Below are 25,530 nucleotides of genomic sequence, written 5' to 3'. Positions count from 1 at the left end.
TGTCGGAATAGCCTTTAAACAGTGAAAAAATATATAATTAGTTCAGTAATTTTGAGGATAATTTATAGCATTTAAAATAATTTTATAATCGCCATATATTAATTAAATTTGAAGACTATATTAACATAGCATTAAAAGATTATTAATCCTTAAATTTATTTTTTGTGAAAAACTATAACACAGTTTTAAAAATTGCACCGGCATTTTTGTTGTTCGGATCAATATTAAGCGCTCAAACTACTGACTCAATTGGTACAAAAAAAATTGAAGAAGTAGTTTTAATTGGATACGGAAAACAGAAAAAATCTGATCTTACGGGATCTATAACTTCAATTTCCGCAAAGGATTTTAATGGTGGTGCTACCACACCTGCGCAGTTAATACAAGGTAAGACCCCGGGGGTACAAATCACTACAAACAATGGAGCACCGGGTTCTGGCTCGCAGATTAGAGTGAGAGGAACTTCCTCATTAACTGGTAATAATTCGCCATTAATAGTAATAGATGGTGTGCCGCAAGATTTTAACATAATAAATGGTGCTGCAGATCCATTATCGTTAATTAACCCGAATGATATCGCCACTTTTGATATTTTAAAAGATGCATCTGCAACAGCAATTTATGGTAACCGCGCGACCAATGGCGTAATCTTGATCACTACTAAGAAAGGAACTTCTGGAAAATTAAAAATTAATTTTTCTACAGTTGCATCAGTTTCAGAAAAAATGAGCAATGTTAATGTTCTTAGTGCGGATGATTTTAGAAGTTTTGTAAATACTTATGCAACAGCAGAATACAAAGGAAAATTAGGCGCATCAGATACGAATTGGCAAAATCAAATTTACCAACAAGCTTGGGGGACAGATAATAACTTGGCTTTGTCTGGTGGTCTTAAATGGTTGCCTTACAGATTATCTTTAGGATACAACGAACAAAATGGAATTGTAAAAACTAATAGTTTTAAAAGATCATCACTTGGTCTGAATTTAAATCCTGTTTTTTTTGATAACCATTTAAAATTAGATGTAAGTTTAAAAGGAACTTTTACAGATAACAGATTTCCAGATGAAAGAGTAATTGCCGCAGCTACTTATTTTGATCCGACGCAATCCATTTATTCTGGTAATTCCAAATATGGCGGTTATTTTGAGTGGCTTGATGCAACTGGAAAATTAAACGTAAATGGTACTGCAAACCCACTTTCTACTTTACAGGCAATTCACGATGTATCTTCCGTAAAACGGGCTTTAGGAAATATACAGTTGGATTATAAATTTCATTTCTTACCAGATTTACATTTTAATGTGAACGCAGGTTATGATTATACCAAAGCTGACGGTAGAAAAACTGTCGATGGGAATTTAAAACAAGGATTTAATGATATGGGATCTTCTCGTGTTTATTCTGAAGAGAAAAAGAATAAATTGCTAGAAACTTATTTTAATTATGTTAAAAACATTTCGGTTATAGATACCAAAATTGATTTAACTGCGGGCTACTCTTATCAAGATTTTCATACTATAATTCCTGGTGCGACCCAATATAAAGGTAATGCTGCGCCTATAACAGATCCCAATTTTGAAACAGGTTACACTTTGGTGTCTTTTTATGGACGAGGTATTTTTACAATAGCTGATAAATATATTCTTTCTGGATCATTAAGACGAGATGGTTCATCGCGCTTTTATAATGGAACTAAGAATAATTTATATGGTAATTTCTACGGTATTTCTGGTGCATGGAAGATCAACGAAGAAAATTTCTTAAAAGATAGTAAAGTAGTAAGTACTTTAAAATTACGCGGGGGATATGGACTAACAGGTCAGCAAGAATTGCCTAATGGCGACTATCCTGCATATGCACGTTATAATTTGAGTGGACCAGGCGCACAATATCAATTTGGAGGTAATTACTACAATTTTTACAGACCAGAGATTTATAATCCAAATCTTAAGTGGGAAACTACAACCACTAAGAATTTAGGTTTAGATTTTGGCTTTTTAAAGGAAAGAATTACAGGTACTATTGACATTTATCAAAAAGATACAAAAGATTTAATAGTCTACAGTCCTATTGCAGCAGGTGATCTAAGTAACTTTAACTATTTAAATGTAGGAAATATTCGAAATAAAGGAATTGAAGGTTCAATTAATTTCGTGCCTGTTAAAAATCAGAACGTAACTTGGGAGCTTGGCTTTAATGCAACACACTACAATCCTATTGTGACAAAACTATTAGAAAGAACTGATGCGAGTTTCAATATTGCTACTGGAGGAATTGCCGGTGGGGTAGGAAACACTATCCAAGCACACGCTGTGGGATACAATCCTTTCTCATTTTTAGTTTATCAACAAGCTTACGACGCAAGCGGTCACCCGTTAGACGGTATCTATATAGACAGAAATGGTGATGGAGTTATTGACTCAAAGGATAAATACTACGATAAATCTACTACACCAAAAGCTATTTTAGGTATCAATACTAAGTTTTCTTATAAAGCTTGGGATATCAGCATGAGCGGACGGGCAGTTTTAGGTAATTATGTTTATAATAATGCCGCTTCAAACAGTTCAATACAATCTGCATCTAATAATTCTTATTTGCAAAACGTTTACAGTACTGCAGCAACTTATAAATTTAATTCACCACAATATTTCTCTGATATCTATATTGAAGATGCATCTTTCTTCAGATTAGATAATATTAATATTGGGTACAATTTTAAAAATTTCATGTCTACTAAAAGCAATATGAGGATTTATGCGATGGCACAGAATGTATTCGTAATATCTAAATACTCAGGCGTAGACCCTGAAGTGTTTAATGGAATTGATAACGGTTATTATCAACTTCCACACACTTATTCACTCGGATTTAACTTTCAATTTTAAATATTCTAAAATGAAATCAAGTAAAATAAAATTCAGTCGCATAGTTCTCGCTTTATCGGCAATGACTTTGCTAAGCTTAGGTTCATGTGTAAAGGACCTCGAAAGAACTCCTATTACAGATGTAACTTCTGCTAGTGTATTTGCAAATTTTGCAAATTATCCAAATGCTTTAGCTAAACTTTATGGAGGTTTGGCTGTGGGTGGCCAATCGGGCGCTGATGGAAATCCAGATGTAGCCGGCATTGATGGTGGTTTTTCAAACTACATGAGACAAATGTATACCATGAATGTTCTGACCACCGACGAAGCTGTAATCGCGTGGAATGATGGTACATTACAAACCATGCACAAAATGACTTGGGATTCTTCCAATGAATTTATTGGCGCAATTTATTATCGAATTTTTACAGAAATTGCATTTTGTAATGAATTTTTGAGAAATACTTCCGACGCAAAATTAGCTTCTAACAATATTACCGGTGATAACCTGACGCAAGCAAAGATTATGCGGGGTGAAGCAAGATTTATTAGAGCACAATCTTATTATAATGCACTTGATCTTTTTGGTAATGTGCCTTTCGTGACAGAAGATAATCTACCAGGTTCTACAACGCCACCTGCGAGAATTTCTAGAGCGGATTTATTTAAATATGTAGAGTCAGAATTAATTGCTTCCTCTACAGAGATGGCTGCACCAAGAGGCAATGTTTATGGACGTGCAGATGCAGCGGCAGCTTACTCACTATTAGCCAGATTATATTTAAATGCGAAAGTTTACATTGGAACAGATAGAAATACTGACTGTCTTACTTATTGTAACAAAGTAATTGCTGCAGGTTACAAATTAAAAAGTAATTACTCAGATTTATTTAAAGCAGATAATGACAAAAATAACAACGAGCAGATTTTTTCTATAAATTACGACGGTATTAGAACAAAAACTTATGGTGGTTCCACTTATATGGTACACGCGTCAATAGGTGGAAGCATGCCTTCTTCAGATTTTGGTGTGAACGGTGGTTGGGGTGGTTTAAGAACTACTCAGGCATTTGTGGATAAATTTCCTACAAATGGTGCAGATTCTAGAGGTAATTTTTACACAAGCGGTCAAAGTAAAGTTATTAATGATTTAGGAACTTTCACTGACGGTTACGCTTTTATTAAGTATAAAAATGTAACAAGCACTGGCGCAGCTGGTTCGGATACTTCTGGTAATTTTGTAGACGCAGATATTCCAATTTACAGATTAGCAGATATTTATCTAATGTATGCTGAAGCAACACTTCGCGGTGGCGGTGGCGGTAATATGGGAACTGCGCTTGGATATGTTAATGTACTTCGTGACAGAGCTTACGGAAATACATCAGGTGATGTTTCAACGATTGATTTGAATTTAATTTTAGATGAAAGAGCACGTGAATTGAGTTGGGAATTTACCAGAAGAACAGATTTAATTCGATATGATAGATTTACTACAGGTTCTTACTTGTGGCCTTGGAAAGGTGGCGTAAAAGATGGTCAGGCAGTTGCTAGTACCAGAAATTTATTTCCTATTCCTGCGAAAGATATTATTGCAAATCCAAACTTGGTTCAAAATCCGGGTTATTAATAATTAAACCAAAAATAAAATGAAAAATTTTTTAAAATTAAGTTTTGGTATGTTGATCAGTTTGTTGCTGTTCTCTTGTACTAAAAACGAAGACATGGTTATGTTGACAACTAATACTCCGGGATCATTGACAAGTACAGCAACGTCGCTTGTTTTAAGTAAAAACAACGCAACAGCTACTGCAATTACTTACAATTGGACAAACCCTAGTATGGGGGCAAGTTTAGCTTTTAATAATCAATTACAGTTCGCTGTAAAAGGAACAAATTTTGCAAATCCGAAAACTGTAGATCTAGCAAAATCTTCTACAAGTATTTCTTATAATGTACAGGATTTTAATGCAATCATGTTAGGTCTGGGTCTTCCTTTAGATGGAACTTCTACTAATGTTGAAACCAGAATAAAATCAACAATTTTTTCTTTAGAAGGAACTCCAACTAATTTGCCACCTGCAACTTTTTCTCCAGTGATTACTTTAACAGTTACGCCTTACGCATTGGTTTCTTATCTCTATGCTCCGGGTGCTTACCAAGGGTGGAATCCACCAACAGCAAATGCTTTAATCTCGGCAACGAGCAATGGTATTTATATCGGTATCATTGGCTTCAAAGAGGCTAACTCCGAATTTAAAATTAATCCTGCTAGAAACTGGGATAATAGCTACGGTTCTACGGGCGGCAGTAATGTAACCTATAACGGTGGGGATAATTTAAAAGCGCCAAGCGCGGGTACACAGAAAATTACAGTTAATTTAAATAATAATACGTACATTTTGGTGCCTTATTCTTGGGGAATTATCGGTTCTGCAACACCAAACGGTTGGAATTCTGATACAGATTTAGTTTGGAATGAAACTACAGCTAAGTGGGAAATAACATTACCTTTATTGGTTGGTGAAATCAAATTTAGATTAAATCATGACTGGGGTACAAACTTCGGTGATGATGGTAATAACGGCAGCCTAGAAGCAGGCGGTGCTAATATGCCTATTACTGAAGCTGGAAATTATAAAATTTCAGTAGATTTTGTTAATCTAACCTGGACAAAAACAAAAATGTAAATTTTCTTATCAAATTATTTTTCAAAACTGTTGCTTTTTAGCAGCAGTTTTTTTATTTTTAAGCATTACAAACAAAACTTATGAAAATATTCAAAATAAGCAGTATAGCACTGTTCATTATTAATCTATCGCTTAGCGCACAATCTTTAAAATCTCCAGACGGCAAATTTGAAATGGATTTTAATTTAAAAAATGGTGTTCCATATTATAATTTAAAACTAAATAATAAAACTGTCGTTGAAAATTCTAAATTAGGACTTACACTATTAAAAGATGGTAACATTCAATTTGCCTCAGAATTAGAAAATAAAAATAATCCTGGAAAAAATCTTAATGATGGTTTTGTAGAAACAAGTGAGAAGAGAGATTCAAAAAATGAAACTTGGCAACCCGTTTTAGGTGAGAAAAAAAATTATATTAATAATTATAATGAATTGGCAGTAACACTTAGCCAGCCTACAAATGAAAGAAGTATTATCATAAAATTCCGATTATTTAATGACGGACTTGGTTTCAGATATGAATTTCCGCAACAGAAAAATTTGAACTATTTTGTCATTAAAGACGAAGATTCAGAGATAAATTTTCCGTCAGACATGAAAGCCTGGTGGCTAGCCGGTGATTATGATACGGAAGAGTACCAAACTCAGACCTCAAATATTTCCGAAATTCCAAAACTTTGGCCGGCAAGCTATGATGGAAATGCATCTCAAACGCCAATTAAAAATGCGGTTCAAATGCCTTTAATGTTAAAAAAAGAAGGAAAAGAACCACTTTATATTAATCTTTCTGAAGCTGCTTTAATCAATTATTCGGCAGCCAATTTAGACTTAGATGCCAAAAATTTTAGCTTTAAAATTCATTTGACACCGGATGCTCAAGGTGCAAAAGGTTATATTCAAACGCCTTCAGTTACACCTTGGCGTACAATTATTGTTTCCCCAAAAGCGGAAGAAGTTTTAGCCTCAAAAATGATTTTTAATCTAAATGAACCTACAAAATATAAAGACACTTCTTGGATTCACACGACTAAATTTATGGGTGTTTGGTGGGAAATGATCATTGGGAAATCTCAATGGGCCTATTCTACGGCGGATAATGTTCACATTGGCGAAACTGATTTTTCAAAATTAACACCAAATGGAAAACACGCCGCCAATAATGAAAAAGTAAAACACTACATTGATTTTGCTGCGGCAAATGGCTTTGATGCTTTACTTGTAGAAGGTTGGAACACCGGTTGGGAAGATTGGTTTGGCCACAGCAAAGAATTTGTTTTTGATTTTGTCACGCCATATCCAGATTTTGATTTACCTATGTTAAATGATTATGCGCATTCAAAAGGTATAAAAATAATTATGCACCATGAAACTTCTGGGTCTGCAACCAATTATGAAAGATGGGCGCCCAAAGCATTTGATTTAATGAACAAATATGGTTATGACGCTGTAAAAACGGGATATGTTGGAAATATTATTCCGCGTGGTGAGCACCATTATTCTCAATGGATGATTGACCATTACCAAAGAATAGTAGATTTAGCCGCCAAACATCACATTATGGTCGATTCTCATGAATCGATTCGTCCCACAGGTTTAAATAGAACATACCCCAATTGGATTGCACAAGAGGCCGCTCGCGGAACCGAGTTTGAAGCATTTGGTGGAAATAATCCAGACCACCAAACTATTTTACCATTCACGAGATATATGGGCGGACCGATGGATTATACGCCGGGAATTTTCCAAACGCAATTAAATTATTATTTTCCTGGGGACAAACGGTTTGTGAAAACTACTTTAGCAAAACAATTGGCTTTATACGTTGTGATGTATTCGCCGTTGCAAATGGCAGCAGATTTACCAGAAAATTATGAAAAACACATGGATGCTTTTCAGTTCATCAAAGACGTTGCTTTAGATTGGGACGACACCAAAATTTTGTCCGCTGAACCTGGCGATTATATTCACACCGCAAGAAAAGCAAAAGGAACTGATAATTGGTTTGTGGGCGGAATTACGGATGAAAATGCGAGAGATTACACCATCGATTTTTCATTTTTAGACCCAAATAGAAAATACGAAGCAACTGTTTATGAAGACGGCAAAGATGCAGATTACATCAACAATCCGCAATCTTATCACATTTATAAAAAAATAATTACCAGCAAAACGAAATTGCCAATGCATTTGGTAAGAAGCGGTGGTTACGCCATTTCCGTGAAACCGGTGAAGTAAAAAATGTTACTTTGTCAACGTTTTAAAGCGTAAAATCTTTACTTTGACAAAGTTTTTTTAGAAGCTATTTCCGGCTTTCCATTCCAATCTTTTCTGCGTTGTCAAATGACAAATCAAAAAAGGATTTCCATTGCAATCCGGGCTAGAGAAACGCACATATTTTCATAACATTTTTCGCTTTCTAAAAAAAAACCCAGCCACGATGTGGCGAAAATAAAATATAGATTGAAATCTCATCAATAATAGTTAACAAAAATTAAAGTATTTAATGAAAAAATTCATCTTATTTTTCCTCATTCTAATATCCTTATTTTCTTTTGCTCAAAAAGTATTAGATAGAGTAGAACCACCTTTTTGGTGGCATGACATGAAAAATCCAGAAGTGCAGATTTTGCTTTACGGGAAAGACATTGCAACAAAAACCATCGAACTTTCTGACGGTGTAAAGATCGAAAAATTAGAAAAAGTTGAAAATCCAAACTATTTATTTTTAACTTTAAATGCAGCAGAAATAAAAGCGTCCAATTTTAAAATTAATATTCTTGAAGGCAAAAAAAACGTTGCAGTTTACAACTATGAATTAAAAGATAGAAAACCCAATTCGGCGGATCGAAAATCTTATAATTCCTCAGACGTTATTTATTTAATAATGCCCGATCGTTTTTCTAACGGCAATCAATCCAATGATTCACAAGAAAATTTGACGGAAAAAGCCAACCGAGATTTGCCAAATGGAAGACACGGAGGCGATTTGCAAGGCGTCATTAATCACTTGGATTATTTAAAAAAATTAGGCGTTACCACAGTTTGGTTAACACCCGTTAATCAGGATAATGAAAAGCAAACCACTTACCACGGTTACGCCCAAACCGATTTATACAAAATCGATGGTCGCTACGGAACGAATGACGATTATTCAAAATTATCTGCTGATTTAAAAGCAAAAAACATGAAGTTGGTGCAGGATTATGTCACCAATCATTGGGGAATTTCCCATTGGCTGATTCAGGATTTACCTTCAAAAGATTGGATTCATGAATTTAAAGATGGTACCGGAAAAGACGGATTTAAACGTTCAAACTATCGAATTTCTTCCCAATTTGACACCAACGTTTCTGAAGTTGATAAAAAATTAGCGCTCGACGGTTGGTTTGACACAACGATGCCGGATTTAAATCAAAACAACGCTTTTGTTTTAAATTACCTTACACAAAACGCCATTTGGTGGATAGAATCAGCAGATTTAGACGGCATGCGTGTTGATACTTATCCGTACAATGATAAAGTGGCGATGGCAAAATGGGCAAAAGCCATTACAAATGAATATCCGAATTTTAATATCGTCGGAGAATCTTGGATGCAATCACCGGCAAATATTGCTTTTTGGCAGAAAAATTCAAAAATCGCAGAAATAGAAAATTATAACTCGAACTTACCTTCTGTGATGGATTTCAGTTTATTCACTGCGATGCCTTCTGCGTTTAATTCGAAAGAAAGTTATGACCAGGGATTGGTAAAATTATACGATTCTTTTTCAAATGATTTTCTTTATCCAAATATTAATAATATTCTCGTTTTTTTTGAAAACCACGATACGATGCGTTGGAATGAAATTTTTAACGGTGATATCAGATATTACAAAATGGCTTTGGGTTTAATTTCAACAATTCGTGGTATTCCACAAATTTATTATGGTTCAGAAATCGGAATGCGCGGAAATAAAGATAAATTGGGCGACGCTGATATACGTCGAGATTTTCCCGGTGGCTGGAAAGGCGACAAACAAAATGCTTTTGATTTAAAAACGCAGACCGCTTCTCAAAAAGATTATTTTGATTTCACTTCAAAATTATTAAACTGGCGAAAAGGTGAAACTGTAATTCACACGGGGAAAACCAAACATTATGTTCCCGAACATAATGTCTACGCTTATTTTAGATATAATGACAAAGAATCTGTAATGGTCGTGATTAATAATAATGAGAAAGCGCAGGATTTAGATGTAAATCGTTTTGCAGAATCACTTAAAAATTATTTGATAGGAAAGGACCCAATCACAGATAAAATATATGAATTGTCGGCGAATTCAAAACTAAAAATTGAACCAAAATCAATTTTAATTCTTGATTTAAAAAAGTAAACAAAATTTTAATTACTTTTAATAAAACTTTTCTAAATGACTAAAAAAGCAGTGTTATTTTTCATTTTAATATTCACCAGTTTTGGTTTAAAATCATTTGCACAAATCACAAAATTTAATAAAGAAACTGAAACAAAAAATATTAACGAAATGTTAGATGGTTTCAATAAAGCTGCAGGTTCTGCAGACTTCAAAAAGTATTTTGATTATTATGATGCAGAGTCGTATTTTATTGGAACGGATGCTAGCGAGCGTTGGAATAAAAAAGAATTCATGGCTTGGGCAAAACCTTTTTTTGACAGAGGTAAAGCCTGGAATTTCACGTCGCTAAAAAGAAATATCACATTTAGTAACGACGGAAAACTCGCTTGGTTTGATGAATTATTAAGCACTCAAATGAAAATTTGTCGCGGTTCCGGCGTTTTAGAAAAAATTAATGGCGAATGGAAATTGAAACAATACGTGCTTTCTATGACTGTTCCTAACGAACTTTCTGGTGAAGTAACAAAATTAAAAGCGCCAATTGAAGATAATTTGCTTCAAACTTTAAACAAAAAGTAGAACAAACTTTAAACAAAAAATTCTCTGATATAAAATGGTGAAAAGAATAAAACCAAACCTCACGATCCCACAAATCATCAATATGAGTATGGGTTTTTTAGGAATTCAAATGGCGTTCGGACTTCAAAACGGAAATGCCAGTAGAATTCTTGCAAATTTAGGAGCAAATGTCGATCAATTATCCTGGTTTTGGCTCGTTGCACCAGTTACGGGTTTGATTGTTCAGCCAATTATAGGCCATATGGGCGATAATACTTGGAGTCCACTTGGACGAAGAAAACCTTATTTTTTAATCGGTGCCATTTTATGTGCAGTTGGCTTAGTTTTTCTTCCAAATGCCGCTTCAGTGAATGCAATGTTGGGTGCAAGTGTTTTACTTTTAGCAGTCATTTTTCTTGCAATGATGGACTTTTCGATTAATATCGCGATGGAACCTTTTCGCGCATTGGTAGGGGATATGTTGCCAAAACACCAAGGAACAGTTGGTTTTTCAGTTCAAACAATTTTGATAGGAATTGGAGCCGTTATCGGTTCAGAAATGCCAAACTGGCTTACAAAATTAGGCATCTCAAATGTTGCGCCAGAAGGATTTGTTGCTAATAATGTGATTTATGCTTTCTACATTGGCGCCGTTGTTTTATTAATTTCGATTCTTTATACTATTTTTACCACGAGAGAATATTCGCCCGAGGAGTTTGCAGAATTTGCGGGAGATGAAAGTGTCGCCGAACCATCTAAATTTTCTGAGATGTTCAAAGATTTTGCAAAAATTCCAGTTTTGATGAAAAAATTAGGTGTGGTACAATTTTTCTCATGGTTTGCACTTTTTACCATGTGGGTTTTTACCACAAGTGCTTTAGCAACTCATACTTTTGGACTTTCACCGGAAGACACGAAATCTATAGAATTTAATAAAGCAGGAGATTTAACGGGCCATTTATTTGGTTTATATAATTTATTTGCTATTCCATTTGCTTTTTTATTGACACCGATTGCAAAAAAAATTGGTAAAAAAGAAACCCATGCATTGGCTTTATTTTGCGGTGGTTTAGGTTTGATTTCTATGTTTTTCATAAAAGATTCCTCGATGCTTTGGATAAGTATGGTGGGACTTGGTTTCGCTTGGGCAAGTATTTTAGCAATGCCTTATGCCATGTTAATTGATGCAATTCCGACTCGTAAAATGGGAGTTTATATGGGAATTTTTAATTTCTTTATCGTAATTCCTCAAATAATAAATGGAATTTTTGGTGGTCCGATTGTGAAAAGTTTCTTCGGAAACATGGCGATGGATTATGTGGTAGTCGGTGGTATTTGCATGTTGATTGCTTCTGCTGTAACAATGTTCTTAATTCAAAATGATAAGTACGAGACGAAGAAAGAATTAGAAGAAGAAATTAAACAAATTCATTTCTAAAATAATATTAAAATATAAAAACCCGTTGTCATTAATTTTACAACGGGTTTTGTGTGCTCTTCATTCCATCCGCCAGTTTAAGAACGTTTTTAATTTCTGTATGTGATCTTTGCAAAATATATTTTCTTTTAATTACTTAAAAAATTTGATGACAAAACTTTTAAATCAGGCTTTTTGCTGCGATTAAATTTTTATAATTTATTTTTAGAAAAATATTTTAACTAAAAAAAGAATTTAGATAGCTTCTTTTCACTTTGCCTATCTAAAAGTTGATTTTTAAAATCTTGGCTTTACTTTTAAACGCTGTTCCAAAAAATCTATCATTTAATTTTAAATTATTATATATCATTTTTATATGATTTCTTACCTTAAGTCAATAAGAAGTTGGATTTTTTATTATATTTTTGCTGCATTAAAAAACATACTTCACAATTACAGTATTAAAATATGAAAACAGTATTTCACAAAGCCGAAACAAGAGGCGGACAAGACCATGGTTGGTTAAAAACATACCATAGTTTTTCATTTGCTAATTTCTATGATCCTTCCAAAATGAATTTCGGTGCATTAAGAGTTTTGAACGATGATTCTATAAAAAATGGAATGGGTTTCGGTCAACACGGACATTCTAATATGGAAATAATTACCATTCCGCTTTCGGGAGAATTAATGCACAAAGATTCTATGGGAAATTCTGGGACTATTCAGAAAGGTGAAATTCAAGTGATGAGCGCTGGAAGTGGGATCCAACATTCTGAATTTAACGACAGTAAAGAAAATCCGGTTAGTTTATTACAAATTTGGGCAGTTCCTAACAAAATAGATGTTGAGCCCCGATATGACCAATTTAGAATTTCTGATGCGGCTAAACCAAATGATTTTCAGCAAATAGTTTCACCTAATAAAGATGATGCAGGTAGCTGGATTCATCAAAATGCATGGTTTAATTTATTGAAAACTGACAAGTCGATCAGCAAAAAATATAATTTGAACGATACACAAAATGGTGTATATATTTTTGTAATTTCGGGCTCTGCAAAAATTAACTCACAAGTGCTTAATGAAAAAGATGCTTTTGGCATCTGGCAAGTAGATGATTTTGAAATAGAAGCTTCAGAAAACTCTGAAATTTTGTTGAGTGAAGTTCCAATGTCTGTTTAAAATAAAAAAAAATATATGAAAGTAATCGCATTCGCAGGAAGTAATTCCGAGCAATCAGTTAATAAAAAATTAATACATTTCGCAGCTACTTATTTTGAGAATGATGAAGTTGAAGTTTTAGATCTAAATGATTTTGAAATGCCAATATTTAAACCAGAACGTGAAGCTGCCGGAATTCCGCAATTGGCTTTAGATTTTGCTAAAAAAATTGATAGTTCAGACTTAATTTTAATGTCTCTCGCAGAATATAATTCAACATATACTTCAGCATTTAAAAATATTTTTGACTGGATTTCAAGAGTTAAAGACCGAAAACATTTTGGTGAAAAACCAATGTTTTTAATGTCAGCTGCACCAGGACCTGGGGGCGGTAAAAATGTAACAGAAGAATTTTTAAAAAGAGCACCGTTCAGCGGAACAACGGTTTTAGAAAACTTCATTTTACCAAAATTTAAAGATAATTTTGAAGAAGGAAAAGGAATTATAAATCCTGAAATGAAAGCCGAATTTGAGCAAAAAATAAATAGTATAAAATCTCAAATCAAATAACTTTTAAAATTAAATCTAATTAGTTTTCAGATTCTTCAAATTAATCTTATTTTTGCTGAAAGAAAATACTTTAAAGTTTGAAAAATTTACTGCTTGTTTTTACACATCAATTTTTCCATGAAAATGGAGCAAAAATAAGCACCAATAAATAGTAAAAAGCCGACGCCTAAAAGTGTCGGCTTTTTTATTTAATACAGTTACATAAAATATGAGCAATACCTATAAATCTGCAGGCGTCGATAAAGAAGAAGGTTACAAAACCGTAGATAAAATAAAATCTGCCGTAGCAGAAACGCACAATAAAAATGTTCTTAATAATTTGGGAAGTTTTGGTGCTTTCTATGAAATTGGAAACTATAAAAATCCAGTTTTAGTTTCTGGAACTGATGGAGTAGGAACCAAATTGAAAATTGCTTTAGACACAAAAAATTACGATTCTATCGGTATTGATTGTTTCGCGATGTGCGCCAATGATATTGTATGTCACGGTGCAAAACCTCTATTTTTCTTAGATTATCTGGCCTGTGGAAAATTAGATTCTGATATTGCTGCAGAAATTGTCTTAGGAATGGTGAAAGCTTGCAAAGACAATGAATGTGCTTTAATTGGTGGTGAAACTGCGGAAATGCCAGGAATGTACAAAGACGGCGATTATGATGTGGCGGGTTTTTGTGTGGGAATTGTAGAGAAAGAAAATATTATTGATGGTTCTAAAATTAAATCTGGCGATGTTATTATTTGTTTGCCAAGTTCAGGGTTTCATTCTAACGGATTTTCTTTGGTGCGAAAAATTTTCCCAGATTTTAATGAAACATTTGAAGGAAAACCACTTTTTGAAACGCTTTTAGTTCCAACAAAATTATATTATCAGGACATTAAAAAACTCTCAGAAAAAATTAATATCAGCGGTATTGCACACATCACAGGTGGCGGAATTATTGAAAATATTCCAAGAATAATTCCTGAAGGTCTTTGTGCGAAAATAAATATTGACAAAATAGAAGTTCCAAGCATTATGTTGGAGTGTGAAAAACGTGGAAATATTGCGCGATATGAAATGTTTGGAACTTTCAATATGGGAGTGGGAATGGTGGTTGTAATTGAGAAAAGTTTCGCCAATCAAGTTTTAGAAATTTTACCTGAAACTTATATAATTGGTGAAATAATAGAAAACACTGAAAAAATTATTTTGAATTAATGAAAAACATTTGCATTCTACTTTCTGGATCGGGTACTAATCTTCAAAATATTTCAGAATGTATTTCTAAAGGTGAAATTGAAAATGCGAAAATCAATTTGGTAATTTCCGATAAAGATTGTTTTGGTTTAAAACGGGCACAAAATTTAGATTTAAATACTGTTTTAATTGAAAGAGGTAGCAATTTCACGGAAAATTTAGTTAATGCCATTCCAGAAAATACTGATTTAATTGTTTTAGCAGGTTTTCTTTCGATTTTAAATGAAAGTTTTTTTAAGAAAATTTCTATTCCGATTATTAATATTCATCCTTCATTGCTGCCAAAATTTGGCGGGAAAGGAATGTGGGGAAACCACGTGCATAAATCTGTAATTGCTGAAAAAGAAGAAGAAAGCGGTGCAACGGTTCACTTTGTTACACAGGAAGTAGATGCTGGAAAAATTATTTCACAGAAATCTTTCAAATTAGGTGTAGAGGAAACTGCTGAAACTTTAGCAGAAAAGGTTCATAAAATAGAATATGAAATTTTTCCCAAAGCCATTCAAAAAATAATAAATTCAGAAAATTAATTATGAAGAAAAGAGTTTTAATTTCCGTCTCCGATAAAAGTAATTTAGTAGAATTTGTGAAATTTTTAGTGAGCGAAAACTATGAAATCATTTCAACTGGAGGAACTTTCAAACATTTAAAAGAAGCGGGTTTAAATCCGATCCAGATAGATGAAATCACAGATTTTCCTGAAATGTTAGATGGAAGAGTGAAAACATTACACCCAAAAATTCACGGCGGTTTATTAGCTTTACGCGATAATGAACAACACCTAGAAACTTTGCGTGCGCATGAAATTGGATTAATTGATATGGTAATTGTTAATCTCTATCCGTTTTTTGAAAATGCTGGAAGCGAAAAATCATTAGCGGAAAAAATTGAATTCATAGATATTGGCGGTCCATCGATGTTGCGTTCTGGGGCAAAGAATTTTAAAGATGTTGTCGTTTTAACGGATGTAAAAGATTATATTTTAGTTCAAAAAGAATTGGAAACTGGAGAAGTTTCCTATGAAACCAAAAAAAAATTGGCTGGAAAAGTTTTTAATTTAACTTCTGCTTATGATGCTGCAATTTCAAAAATGCTTTTGAGTGAAGAATTCCCAGAGTATTTAGAAGCGTCTTACAGAAAAGTTTCAGATTTGAGATATGGTGAAAATCCGCATCAGAAAGCGGCGTATTACGTTTCAACCGTAGAAAATGGCGCAATGAAAGATTTTGAAATTTTGGGCGGTAAAGAATTGTCTTTTAATAATCTTCGTGATTTAGACTTATGTTGGAAAGTGGTAAATGAGTTTAAAGATGAAATGGTTTGTTGTGCCGTAAAACATTCAACACCTTGCGGAGTTGCTACTGGTAATTCGCCTTTAGAAACTTACAAGAAAGCATTTGAATGTGACCCAATGTCAATCTTCGGGGGGATTGTGGGAATGAATTTTAAAGTAAATCTAGAAACTGCGGAGGAATTGAATAAAACTTTTTTAGAAATTGTAGCCGCAACAGATTTTGACGATGAAGCTTTAGAAATATTAAAAAAGAAAAAAAATCTTAGAATTATTAAAATTAAAAATCCTGTTTCTGACGCGCAAACTTGGGTTAAAATCGATGGTGGAATGTTAGTTCAATCTGCTGATAATCAGTTTTCTGAAGATATAACTTGTGTGACAGAAATGCAACCTACCGAAAAGCAAAAAGCGGCATTGCTTTTCAGCCAAAGAATCGTGAAATATGTTAAATCAAATGCAATCGTTGTTTCAAATGGAACGCAGGCTTTGGGAATTGGCGGGGGACAGGTTAACCGGATTTGGGCTACTGAACAAGCAATCTCACGAGCCAAAGAAAAATTTTCAGGCGATCTCGTTTTAGCATCTGATGCATTCTTTCCTTTTCGGGACGTCGTAGATTTTTGTGCGAAAGAGGAAATTACAGCGATAATTCAGCCTGGAGGTTCTGTAAAAGATGAAGAATCTATTAAGGCTGCTAATGAAAATAAAATGCCGATGCTTTTTACAGGCATGCGTCATTTTTTTCATTAAATATAAAATCAAAAATAATTTTGAAGACCAGTCATTAAATATTAAATTTGTCACATTAAAAAGAACTTAATCTATGAAAATATTAATCGTCGGTAATGGCGCACGTGAATCTGCACTTGGCGTAAAATTACAACAGGACAAAAGAATTACTAAAATATTTTTTGCTAAAGGAAATGCAACAACAGATAATATTGGCCAAAATTACTTTGAAAATGATATTGTTTCATTAAGAAATTTAGCACTGCACGAAAATATAGATTTAACGATTGTTGGTCCAGAAGCCCCTCTGGTAGACGGAATAGTTGATGATTTCAGAAAGCATGGTCTGCAAATTTTTGGTGCAACTGCCCGTTGCGCAAAGTTAGAAGGAAGCAAAGCTTATTCTAAAAAATTTATGCAGATTTTCAATATTAAAACTGCAAAAGCACAGGTTTTCGATGCTTACCGCGATGCCATGGATTATGTGAAAACGCATTCTTACCCGTTGGTAATTAAAGCGAGCGGTTTAGCTGGTGGCAAAGGAGTAGTTATTTGTGAAGATATTTTGGAAGCCAATGCGACTATTCATAAATTTATGATCGACAGAATTTATGGTGATGCAGGAATTCAACTGGTTATCGAGGAATATTTAGAAGGTTATGAAGTTTCTATCATCGCTTTCTCAAATGGTAAAAAACTATTTCCATGTATTCCTGCTAAAGATTATAAAAAAGCAGGAAAAGGTGAAACAGGTGCAAACACGGGTGGAATGGGTTCCGCCGCACCAAGTCCTGAGTGGACAGAAGCAAACCAAAGTGATTTCGAAAAGAATATTCTTGAACCCACAATTGCGGGTTTACAGGAAAAAAACTTAAACTTTCGAGGCTTTATATTTTTCGGTTTGATGGTAACTAAAAATGGTTGCTATTTATTAGAATATAATATGCGTCTTGGAGATCCTGAAACACAAGTTTTAATGGCGCTTTTAGAAAATAATTTAGTAGATACCATAGAGTCCTGTTTAAATGGCGATAATATTGAACTGAAATTTGCTGATAAAAAAGCAGTTTGTCTGGTTATGTGTTCCGGCGGTTATCCTCAGAATTATGAAACTGGGTTTGAAATAAGAGGAACGGAAAAAGTTTCAGATTCTACCCTTTTATTTGCAGGAGCTGCACAGGAAGCCAAAAGAATTGTAACCTCAGGCGGTCGAGTTTTAAGTCTTGTGGCGACTGGCGATACTTTTGATGAAGCTCGTCAAAAAGTTTACTTAGACGCGCTCTCAATTAAGTTTGATTATGCTTATTACCGCGACGATATTGGTAAATTTTAAAAAATAAAGACGTGATTATTTCGCGTCTTTTTTATTTTAAACCATTTATATATGATGTTAGTAATTTTTTTTAGAAGCTATTTCCCGCTGTCCACTATATCTTTTTTTGTACTCGCTTCGCTCACAAGAAAAAAAGATGTCGCTTCCATCGGGGCTAGTTAAAATTATTTTTTATTTTTATAATCTATTTTTTCAAAAACAGAGGTTTTACAACTTAACAACTCAACAATTTAAAAGCATGCAAAAAGGTATTTTAATTTTAGATTTCGGCTCACAATACAACCAACTTATTGGGAGAAGAATCCGTGAGATTGAAGTCTACTCAGAAATCATTCCTTTCAATACTTCTTTACAAGAGATTTTAGCTAAAAAACCAGTCGGAATAATACTTTCTGGCGGACCAAGTTCTGTCAATGCTGAAACGGCCAATTTAATATCAAAAGAATTGCTCGAGTCTGGTATTCCAATTTTAGGGATTTGTTATGGAATGCAACTCATTACGCATCTTCTTGGAGGGAAAGTTTCGCGTGGTACAAAAGGCGAATATGGAAAAGCAGAATTAGAGATTATTAAAAATTGTCCATTATTTGAAGGCGTTTCTAATAATTCGATTGTCTGGATGAGCCATTTTGATGAAGTAGAAATCCTTCCTGAAAATTTCGAAATTAATGCAAAATCTGGAGTAATTGCCGCGATCAGCAATTCTGAAAAAAACATCTATGGCATTCAGTTCCACCCGGAGGTCACGCACACGGAAGAGGGTGCAAAAATGCTCAATAATTTTGTTTTCAATATCTGTAAAGCAGAAAAAAACTGGTTTTTAACAAATTATATTGAGAAAACGATTCTAGAAATTAAAGAAAAGGTAGGCACACAAAAAGTCATTTTAGGTTTATCTGGTGGCGTTGATTCTTCCGTTGCAGCCGTTTTAATTCACCGCGCAATAGGTGATCAATTAACTTGTATATTCGTGGACAACGGATTGTTGCGCAAGGATGAGGACAAAAAAGTAATGAAAAATTATGGGGAACATTTTAATTTAAATATAAAACTAATTGATGCTGCTGACCGATTTTTAACGAAATTAAAAGACGTTTCAGATCCGGAACAAAAGCGAAAGATTATAGGTAATGAATTTGTGGCTGTCTTTGATGAAGAATCCCATAAAATAGAAGGCGCAAAATTTCTAGCACAAGGTACAATTTATCCAGATGTTATAGAAAGTCAGTCTGTAAAAGGACCTTCGTCAGTCATAAAATCCCATCACAATGTTGGCGGACTTCCAGCGGAAATAGGTTTTGAATTACTTGAACCATTACGAGAATTATTTAAAGATGAAGTTCGAAAAGTAGGCGAGGAACTCGGAATTCCACACCATTTAGTTTACCGACATCCTTTTCCTGGTCCTGGTTTAGGTATCAGAATCTTAGGGGAAGTCGATGCCGAAAAAGTAAAAATATTGCAGGAAGCAGATGATATTTTTATTGAAGAATTGTACAAAAATGATCTTTATGAAAAAGTGTCGCAAGCTTTTGTGGTTTTGCTTCCCGTCAAATCTGTCGGCGTAATGGGTGATGAAAGAACTTATGAGTACACCGCCGTGGTTCGTTCTGCAAATACTACTGATTTTATGACCGCTACTTGGAGCAGATTGCCTTACGATTTTTTAGATTTAATTTCCAGCAGAATCATCAATGAAGTGCGCGGCATAAATAGAGTTGCCTATGATATTTCTAGCAAACCGCCCGCAACGATTGAATGGGAATAAAAATTAATTTTAGATTATGACTTTTTTACGTTTTAAATCTACCTTCTAATTTGTAAAACCTTGTTACAAAATCAACAACTTAAATTAAAACGAACGGCTACCTTGATCTCTGTACTTTCAAAGTATGGTTTCAAAGATGTTTTGGCACGTATGAATGTTCAAAATAAAGAACAAATTTTTGCGGATGAAGTTTTTAATAAATCAGTTTCGGTTCGGATTAGAATGGCTTTAGAAGAAATGGGTCCCACATTTGTAAAATTCGGACAGGCTTTCGCGGGTCGTGAAGATTTACTTCCAAAAGAATTGATTTTTGAATTACAAAAATTACAGGACAATGTCGTTTTAGAAGATTTAGATTTAGACGACGTTTTAACTGAAAATTTTGGCGAAAATTATAAAGATTATTTTTTACATATCTCTAAAATTCCTTTAGCATCTGCGTCTATTGCTCAAGTTTATACGGCAACTTTAATTTCTGGGGAGAAAGTGGTTTTAAAAGTGAAGCGCCCAAAAATTGATAAAATGATTAAAGGTGATCTGCTTTTAATGCGGGATTTGATCAATGTTTTAAATAATTATTTTGAATTTGCTGAGAATTTAAATTTAGAACAAGGCATCAATACTTTTGAAAAATCACTTTTACAAGAATTATCTTTTGTTAATGAACGCGAAAACATCGAGCGTTTTGCGAAAAATTTCAAAAATGACACTCGCACAATTGTTCCCAAGGTTTATCCAAACTTGTCTAATAATGATGTCCTTTGTTTGGAATTTATGGAAGGTTTTAAAATCACAGATTTTGCTTCAATTGAGAAGAATAATTTAACCGCTTCTAAATTGGCAGATCAATGTTTAGAACTTTTTTTAGTCCAAATTTTAGAACATGGTTTTTTTCACGCTGATCCGCATGCTGGAAATATTTTAGTCACGAATGAGGGAAAAATAGTATTCATAGATTTCGGTGCAACTGGAACAATTTTTCCTTCTGACAGAGAATTTTTAGAAGATTTAATTATTAATTTAATTCTTAAAAATGTTGATCAATTAGTAGTAAATTTGAAAAAAGTTGCCATAAAATTTGAAATAAAAGACGAGAAAAAATTAAAAGATCAAATTTTAGAAATTCTAAATCTGGTAGATTCTAATTCTTTAAAAGATATCAGATTAGAGATTTTAATAGAAAAATTTCAATCTATTTTATTTGAAAATAAGATCATAATGCCGGATTATTTTATTTTACTTTTCAAAGGTGTTACATTAATAGAAGGTGTTGGCCGGCTTTTAAATCCTGAAATGGATGTTATAAAAAGTTCAAAGCCTTACATTTCAAAAATAATGCTTCAGCGATTAAATCCTAATTATTTAATTGAAAAAGGATTTCAAAAACTTCAAGAATTACAAAATGACCTTCAAAATGTTCCTAGTCAAATCAAAAATGTTTTGTCTCTTTTAAATAAAGGTGATCTAACTGTCAAAACCAAAAGTGAAGACTTAAAAAACACAAATATAATTTTAAAACAAAGTGTCACTAATATTGTTGTGGCGTTCATATTAGGAACAAATAGCATTGCAACAGCTCTTATTTTAAATTCAAAATTAGAACCGTTAATATTTGGAATGCCGCTTTTGTCTCTTTTAGGTTTTACATTTTCAGCTGTTTTAGGTCTTATTTTAGTTTTACGATTGTCAAAAAAATAAAATTTACCGCTATTTAAATTCTAAAAATCCTTCAGATTTTTTCCACTTCCTTTGCTTACCTTTGCAAAATGGAAATAAAGACGTTTGCAGATTTTGATTTGCCTGTAAAAGTGTTAGATGTTTTAGCAGATGACAACTTGTTTGAGCCAACACCAATTCAGAAAAAAAGCTTTAGCCACATTCTTTCTGGTAGAGATGTGATGGGAATTGCCCAAACGGGAACCGGTAAAACTTTGGCGTATTTACTTCCTGTTTTAAAACAATGGAAATATAATAAAACGGGAAATCCGACAGTGTTGGTTCTTGTTCCGACTCGTGAATTAGTTGTTCAGGTGGCAGGTATTTTAGAAAATTTAGCCCAAAATCTGACGGCGAGAGTTATTGGAATTTACGGTGGAAAAAATATCAATACTCAAAAATTATTATTTAAAGATGGTTGTGATATTCTTGTTGGAACGCCCGGAAGAGTAATGGATCTCGCCATTGACAATGCCATTTCTTTGCGAGAGGTAAAACAATTGGTTGTTGATGAATTTGATGAAATGTTGAATTTAGGTTTCCGCCCGCAACTCACCCATATTTTCGAAATGATGAAAGATAAAAGACAAAACATTCTTTTTTCTGCCACCATGACGGAAAATGTAGATGCGATGTTAGAAGAATATTTCCGTGGGCCGATTGAAATTTCTTTGGCAAAATCAGGAACACCTTTAGAAAAAATTGAGCAGATTGCTTATAAAATTCAAAATTTTAACACTAAAATTAATCTTTTAGAAAATTTATTGCAGACGAATTCTGATTTATCTAAGATTCTAATTTTTTGTAATAATAAGAAACACGCTGATTATCTTTTTACTAAAATTGATGAATTTTTCCCAGGTGAATTTGATGTGATTCACTCAAATAAATCTCAAAATTACCGCTTGCGTGCGATGCGAAATTTTGAAAATGAAGAATTGCGTGGTATCATCACAACAGATATTATGGCTCGTGGTCTTGATATTTCAAATATTACCCACGTAATTAATTTTGAAATCCCCGAAATCCCTGAACAATATATTCACAGAATTGGGCGAACTGGTCGTGCGGAAAAAAATGGAATCGCACTTTCTTTTATAACTGCAGATGAAGAAGCTTCACTTTTAGAAATTCAGGTTTTAATGAATAAAGAACTTTCAGTTTCCGAAGTTCCGGCAGCTGTTGTATTTAATCCGGTAAAAATTGCTTCTGAGCAGGATGAAGTAATTATGAAGGATATCGCACCTGTGAAGATGTACGAAGGCGGCGGCGCTTTTCATGAGAAAAAAGACAAGAATAGAAAGATTAATTTGGGTGGACCAACTAAAAGAAATCCACCGAAAACCAAACCTTCTAATCGCGGTCAGGCAAAAGCGGCAACAAAAGCAAAAAAGAAAAAATAGTTTTTAGAAGTTATTTTAAATAAAAAAAATCGCGGTAGATTTTACCGCGATTTTTATATGTAATTGTAACGTGAATTTAGTAACTCATTTCTACAATTTTCTTTACATTATCTGGTGTCAAGTTCTTATGTTCACCGATACCATCCATTTTTCTTTCAATAAAAGTATTTTTAATCTTGTCAGAAATACCTTCGTAATCTTTCGTATAATCTGAAAGTTTGGTATCAATATCTAAACTATGGAAAAATTCTTCCATTTTCTGAATCGCTTTTTCCGCTTTTTCATCTACAGAACCAGAAGTAATTCCCCAAACTCTTTCACCGTATTGTGCTAATTTATCTTTTTTAGTTTCAAAATTAAAACGGTAATGAGAAGGTGCAATTACGGCCAAAGTGCGCGCGTGATCAATTCCAAAATTAGCTGTTAATTCGTGGCCAATTGCATGAACGGCCCAATCTGTTGGCACCCCTTTTTGAATTAAACCATTTAAAGCCATCGTACAACACCACATGAAATTTCCTGCAGTATCATAATTATAATCCTTGTTTAATAACGGTTGAGCCACTTCCTGCAAGGTTTGTAAAATGCTTTCAGAAATTCTGTCTTGCAAAGTTGCAGAAGTCGGATAGGTCATATATTGTTCTAAAACGTGCGTGTAAGCATCCATCACACCATTTGCCAATTGTCTTTTCGGAATACTTTTAATGACTTCAGGATCTAAAATAGAAAATTTAGGAAATAGACCTGGACCGCCTGTTGCTAATTTTTGTTTCGTTTCTTTTCTTGAAACGACGAAACCAGAATTCATTTCTGAACCGGTTGCTGGTAAAGTAAGAACACTTGCGAATTCTAGCGCTTCGCCTTCTAAAATTCTTAAAGGTTTGCTTAAAATATCCCAAGGCTCACCTTCGTATTTCGCCGCTGCAGCAAGAAATTTTGTGCCGTCAATTACAGAACCACCACCAACTGCTAAAAGAAAATCGATGTTTTTTTCTTTAATAACTTTTAATGCATCCAATAAAGTTTCGTATTCTGGATTTGCTGGAATTCCGCCAAATTCTTCTACATTAAATTCTTTTAAAGCTGATTTTACTTGGTCGTAAATTCCATTTTGTTTAATACTTCCACCGCCGTAAAGCATTAAAATTTTAGCGTTTTTTGGAAGTTCTTCAGTTAATTTAGAAATTGTGTTTTTACCGAAAATTATTTTAGTCGGATTTTTATATTCAAAGTTTAACATAATAATTTATTTAGACTGCAAATTTACGATTATCGTTTTGAGTTATAGAAAAACTTATCGATAGAAAAATAAAATGATAGATTCCTACGATAATATTACGGTTTGAGATTTTAAGATAAAACAATATGCTTTTCAATCGCTGGGTCCGTATTTTCGTTGATGATCTTATTTAAAAGAATAGTTGCTGCCATGATGCCCATTTTTAGAGCATCATTGGTTTCGTAGCGGTAAGATTTATTCAGATATTTAGGTAATACACCCTCACTGATGGAGACGACTTTAATTTCTTTAAAATTAACTTCTCTATCCATCAAGATTACATTTAAACCTGCGAGGGTCTCATCACTCATTGCAAAAAAACCATCAAAATTCTCATATTTTAAGATGATCCCGAGTTTTTCTTTTACAGCATCTGCAGAATCGCAAAAAATAAAATTATACTCTACATCATCATAAAGTTTAATTTTTTCTTTAAAATAATTTAATCTTGACTGTGAAATTGTAAGATCTTCATTTCCCAAAATCGCCATTATTTTTTTACATCCTGCATTAATTAATAATTCTACACAGGATTCTGTGTTTCGCTTATTGTCAAAAAGAACTTCCGGATAGGTACTTTCAGGCAATGTTTTATCAAAAATAATTGTGGGTATTCCAAGCTCGCGGGTTCTGTTTAGGTGATCTAAACTTTTGGTTTCCTTGGTTAATGATATTAAAATGCCATCTACACTGGAGTTGATGCAGGTCTGGATGTTTTCCATTTCGGTCTCAAAGCATTCATTAGAAGGCAGAATAAAAAAATGATATCCCTGCTTTTGAAGGGTATTTGAAATTCCTTTAATAATGGCCGGAATAAAAAACATTGAAATATCGGGAATAATTAGGCCAATTACTTTTCGGGATTTCTTGCGAAAGTTGATTGCGAAGTCGTTTGGAACATAATTAAATGTTTCTGCCGTTTCTTTCACCCGCATCTTTACTTTGTCACTTATATCGGGGTGATCTTTCAATGCACGAGACACTGTAGAAGTACTGATTTGTAGCATTGAAGCAATATCTTTTATAGTAATTCTTTTCATTTCAGTAAATCAATAAGATTAATGGGGAAATTTAGTCATAATTACGGGGTTTATTTTTGTTAAAAAAAGTTAATATTTAAATAAATTATGTTAATATTTTGTTAAC

General features: G+C 33.5%; 18 protein-coding genes. 16 read left to right on the top strand and 2 right to left on the bottom strand.

What is annotated here, in order from left to right:
• The first annotated feature begins 164 nt into the window (after positions 1-164).
• From ACVBED_RS05050 to ACVBED_RS04975, 16 genes are all read left to right on the top strand, one after another.
• Positions 165-2,891, top strand: a complete 2,727-nt coding sequence (locus tag ACVBED_RS05050; protein WP_473094606.1) for a SusC/RagA family TonB-linked outer membrane protein — start codon at positions 165-167, stop codon at positions 2,889-2,891.
• A gap of 10 nt (positions 2,892-2,901) precedes the next feature.
• Positions 2,902-4,500 carry a RagB/SusD family nutrient uptake outer membrane protein gene (locus ACVBED_RS05045; protein ID WP_447119045.1) on the top strand — a complete coding sequence of 533 codons (1,599 nt, stop codon included), beginning with the start codon at positions 2,902-2,904 and terminating at the stop codon, positions 4,498-4,500.
• Positions 4,501-4,519: 19 nt separating this feature from the next.
• Positions 4,520-5,560, top strand: coding sequence for a SusE domain-containing protein (locus tag ACVBED_RS05040; protein ID WP_447119043.1), 1,041 nt, complete (start codon positions 4,520-4,522; stop codon positions 5,558-5,560).
• Positions 5,561-5,640: 80 nt separating this feature from the next.
• A complete protein-coding gene (locus ACVBED_RS05035; protein ID WP_473094605.1) occupies positions 5,641-7,797 on the top strand; it encodes a glycoside hydrolase family 97 protein in 2,157 nt (718 codons plus the stop codon).
• Positions 7,798-8,065: 268 nt separating this feature from the next.
• A complete protein-coding gene (locus ACVBED_RS05030; RefSeq protein WP_447119039.1) occupies positions 8,066-9,937 on the top strand; it encodes a glycoside hydrolase family 13 protein in 1,872 nt (623 codons plus the stop codon).
• 36 nt (positions 9,938-9,973) lie between these two features.
• Positions 9,974-10,498, top strand: coding sequence for a nuclear transport factor 2 family protein (locus ACVBED_RS05025; protein ID WP_447119037.1), 525 nt, complete (start codon positions 9,974-9,976; stop codon positions 10,496-10,498).
• Between the two features lie 34 nt (positions 10,499-10,532).
• Entirely contained in the window at positions 10,533-11,915 is a 1,383-nt protein-coding gene (locus ACVBED_RS05020; protein WP_447119035.1) for an MFS transporter, read from the top strand.
• 447 nt (positions 11,916-12,362) lie between these two features.
• A complete protein-coding gene (locus ACVBED_RS05015) occupies positions 12,363-13,076 on the top strand; it encodes a pirin family protein (protein ID WP_447119034.1) in 714 nt (237 codons plus the stop codon).
• Positions 13,077-13,091: 15 nt separating this feature from the next.
• Positions 13,092-13,625 carry an NADPH-dependent FMN reductase gene (locus ACVBED_RS05010; RefSeq protein WP_447119032.1) on the top strand — a complete coding sequence of 178 codons (534 nt, stop codon included), beginning with the start codon at positions 13,092-13,094 and terminating at the stop codon, positions 13,623-13,625.
• A gap of 208 nt (positions 13,626-13,833) precedes the next feature.
• The gene (gene purM, locus ACVBED_RS05005; protein WP_447119030.1) at positions 13,834-14,823 is read left to right on the top strand and encodes a phosphoribosylformylglycinamidine cyclo-ligase; all 990 of its coding nucleotides are present in this window, start codon (positions 13,834-13,836) and stop codon (positions 14,821-14,823) included.
• The gene (purN, locus tag ACVBED_RS05000) at positions 14,823-15,392 is read left to right on the top strand and encodes a phosphoribosylglycinamide formyltransferase (RefSeq protein ID WP_447119029.1); all 570 of its coding nucleotides are present in this window, start codon (positions 14,823-14,825) and stop codon (positions 15,390-15,392) included. The genes purM and purN overlap by 1 nt, the downstream gene beginning before the upstream one ends.
• A gap of 2 nt (positions 15,393-15,394) precedes the next feature.
• Positions 15,395-16,906, top strand: coding sequence for a bifunctional phosphoribosylaminoimidazolecarboxamide formyltransferase/IMP cyclohydrolase (purH, locus tag ACVBED_RS04995; protein ID WP_447119027.1), 1,512 nt, complete (start codon positions 15,395-15,397; stop codon positions 16,904-16,906).
• Between the two features lie 73 nt (positions 16,907-16,979).
• Positions 16,980-18,218, top strand: coding sequence for a phosphoribosylamine--glycine ligase (gene purD / locus ACVBED_RS04990; RefSeq protein ID WP_447119025.1), 1,239 nt, complete (start codon positions 16,980-16,982; stop codon positions 18,216-18,218).
• Positions 18,219-18,456: 238 nt separating this feature from the next.
• Complete coding sequence (gene guaA / locus ACVBED_RS04985) at positions 18,457-19,986, top strand: glutamine-hydrolyzing GMP synthase (RefSeq protein WP_447119024.1); 1,530 nt, start codon at positions 18,457-18,459, stop codon at positions 19,984-19,986.
• A gap of 60 nt (positions 19,987-20,046) precedes the next feature.
• Positions 20,047-21,684: an ABC1 kinase family protein gene (locus ACVBED_RS04980; RefSeq protein ID WP_447119022.1), complete on the top strand. Its 1,638-nt coding sequence runs from the start codon at positions 20,047-20,049 to the stop codon at positions 21,682-21,684.
• Between the two features lie 68 nt (positions 21,685-21,752).
• Positions 21,753-23,105, top strand: a complete 1,353-nt coding sequence (locus ACVBED_RS04975; protein WP_447119020.1) for a DEAD/DEAH box helicase — start codon at positions 21,753-21,755, stop codon at positions 23,103-23,105.
• A 76-nt stretch (positions 23,106-23,181) separates the two neighbouring features.
• Here ACVBED_RS04975 and ACVBED_RS04970 read toward each other — a convergent pair whose 3' ends face one another.
• Positions 23,182-24,345, bottom strand: a complete 1,164-nt coding sequence (locus tag ACVBED_RS04970) for an iron-containing alcohol dehydrogenase (protein ID WP_447119018.1) — start codon at positions 24,343-24,345, stop codon at positions 23,182-23,184.
• 110 nt (positions 24,346-24,455) lie between these two features.
• Entirely contained in the window at positions 24,456-25,424 is a 969-nt protein-coding gene (locus ACVBED_RS04965) for a LacI family DNA-binding transcriptional regulator (protein WP_447119016.1), read from the bottom strand.
• Positions 25,425-25,530 lie beyond the last annotated feature (106 nt).

The organism is Halpernia sp. GG3 (assembly GCF_052976925.2).
The sequence above is the reverse complement of the archived record's forward strand: the minus strand, read 5'-3'. Positions and strand labels throughout refer to the sequence as shown.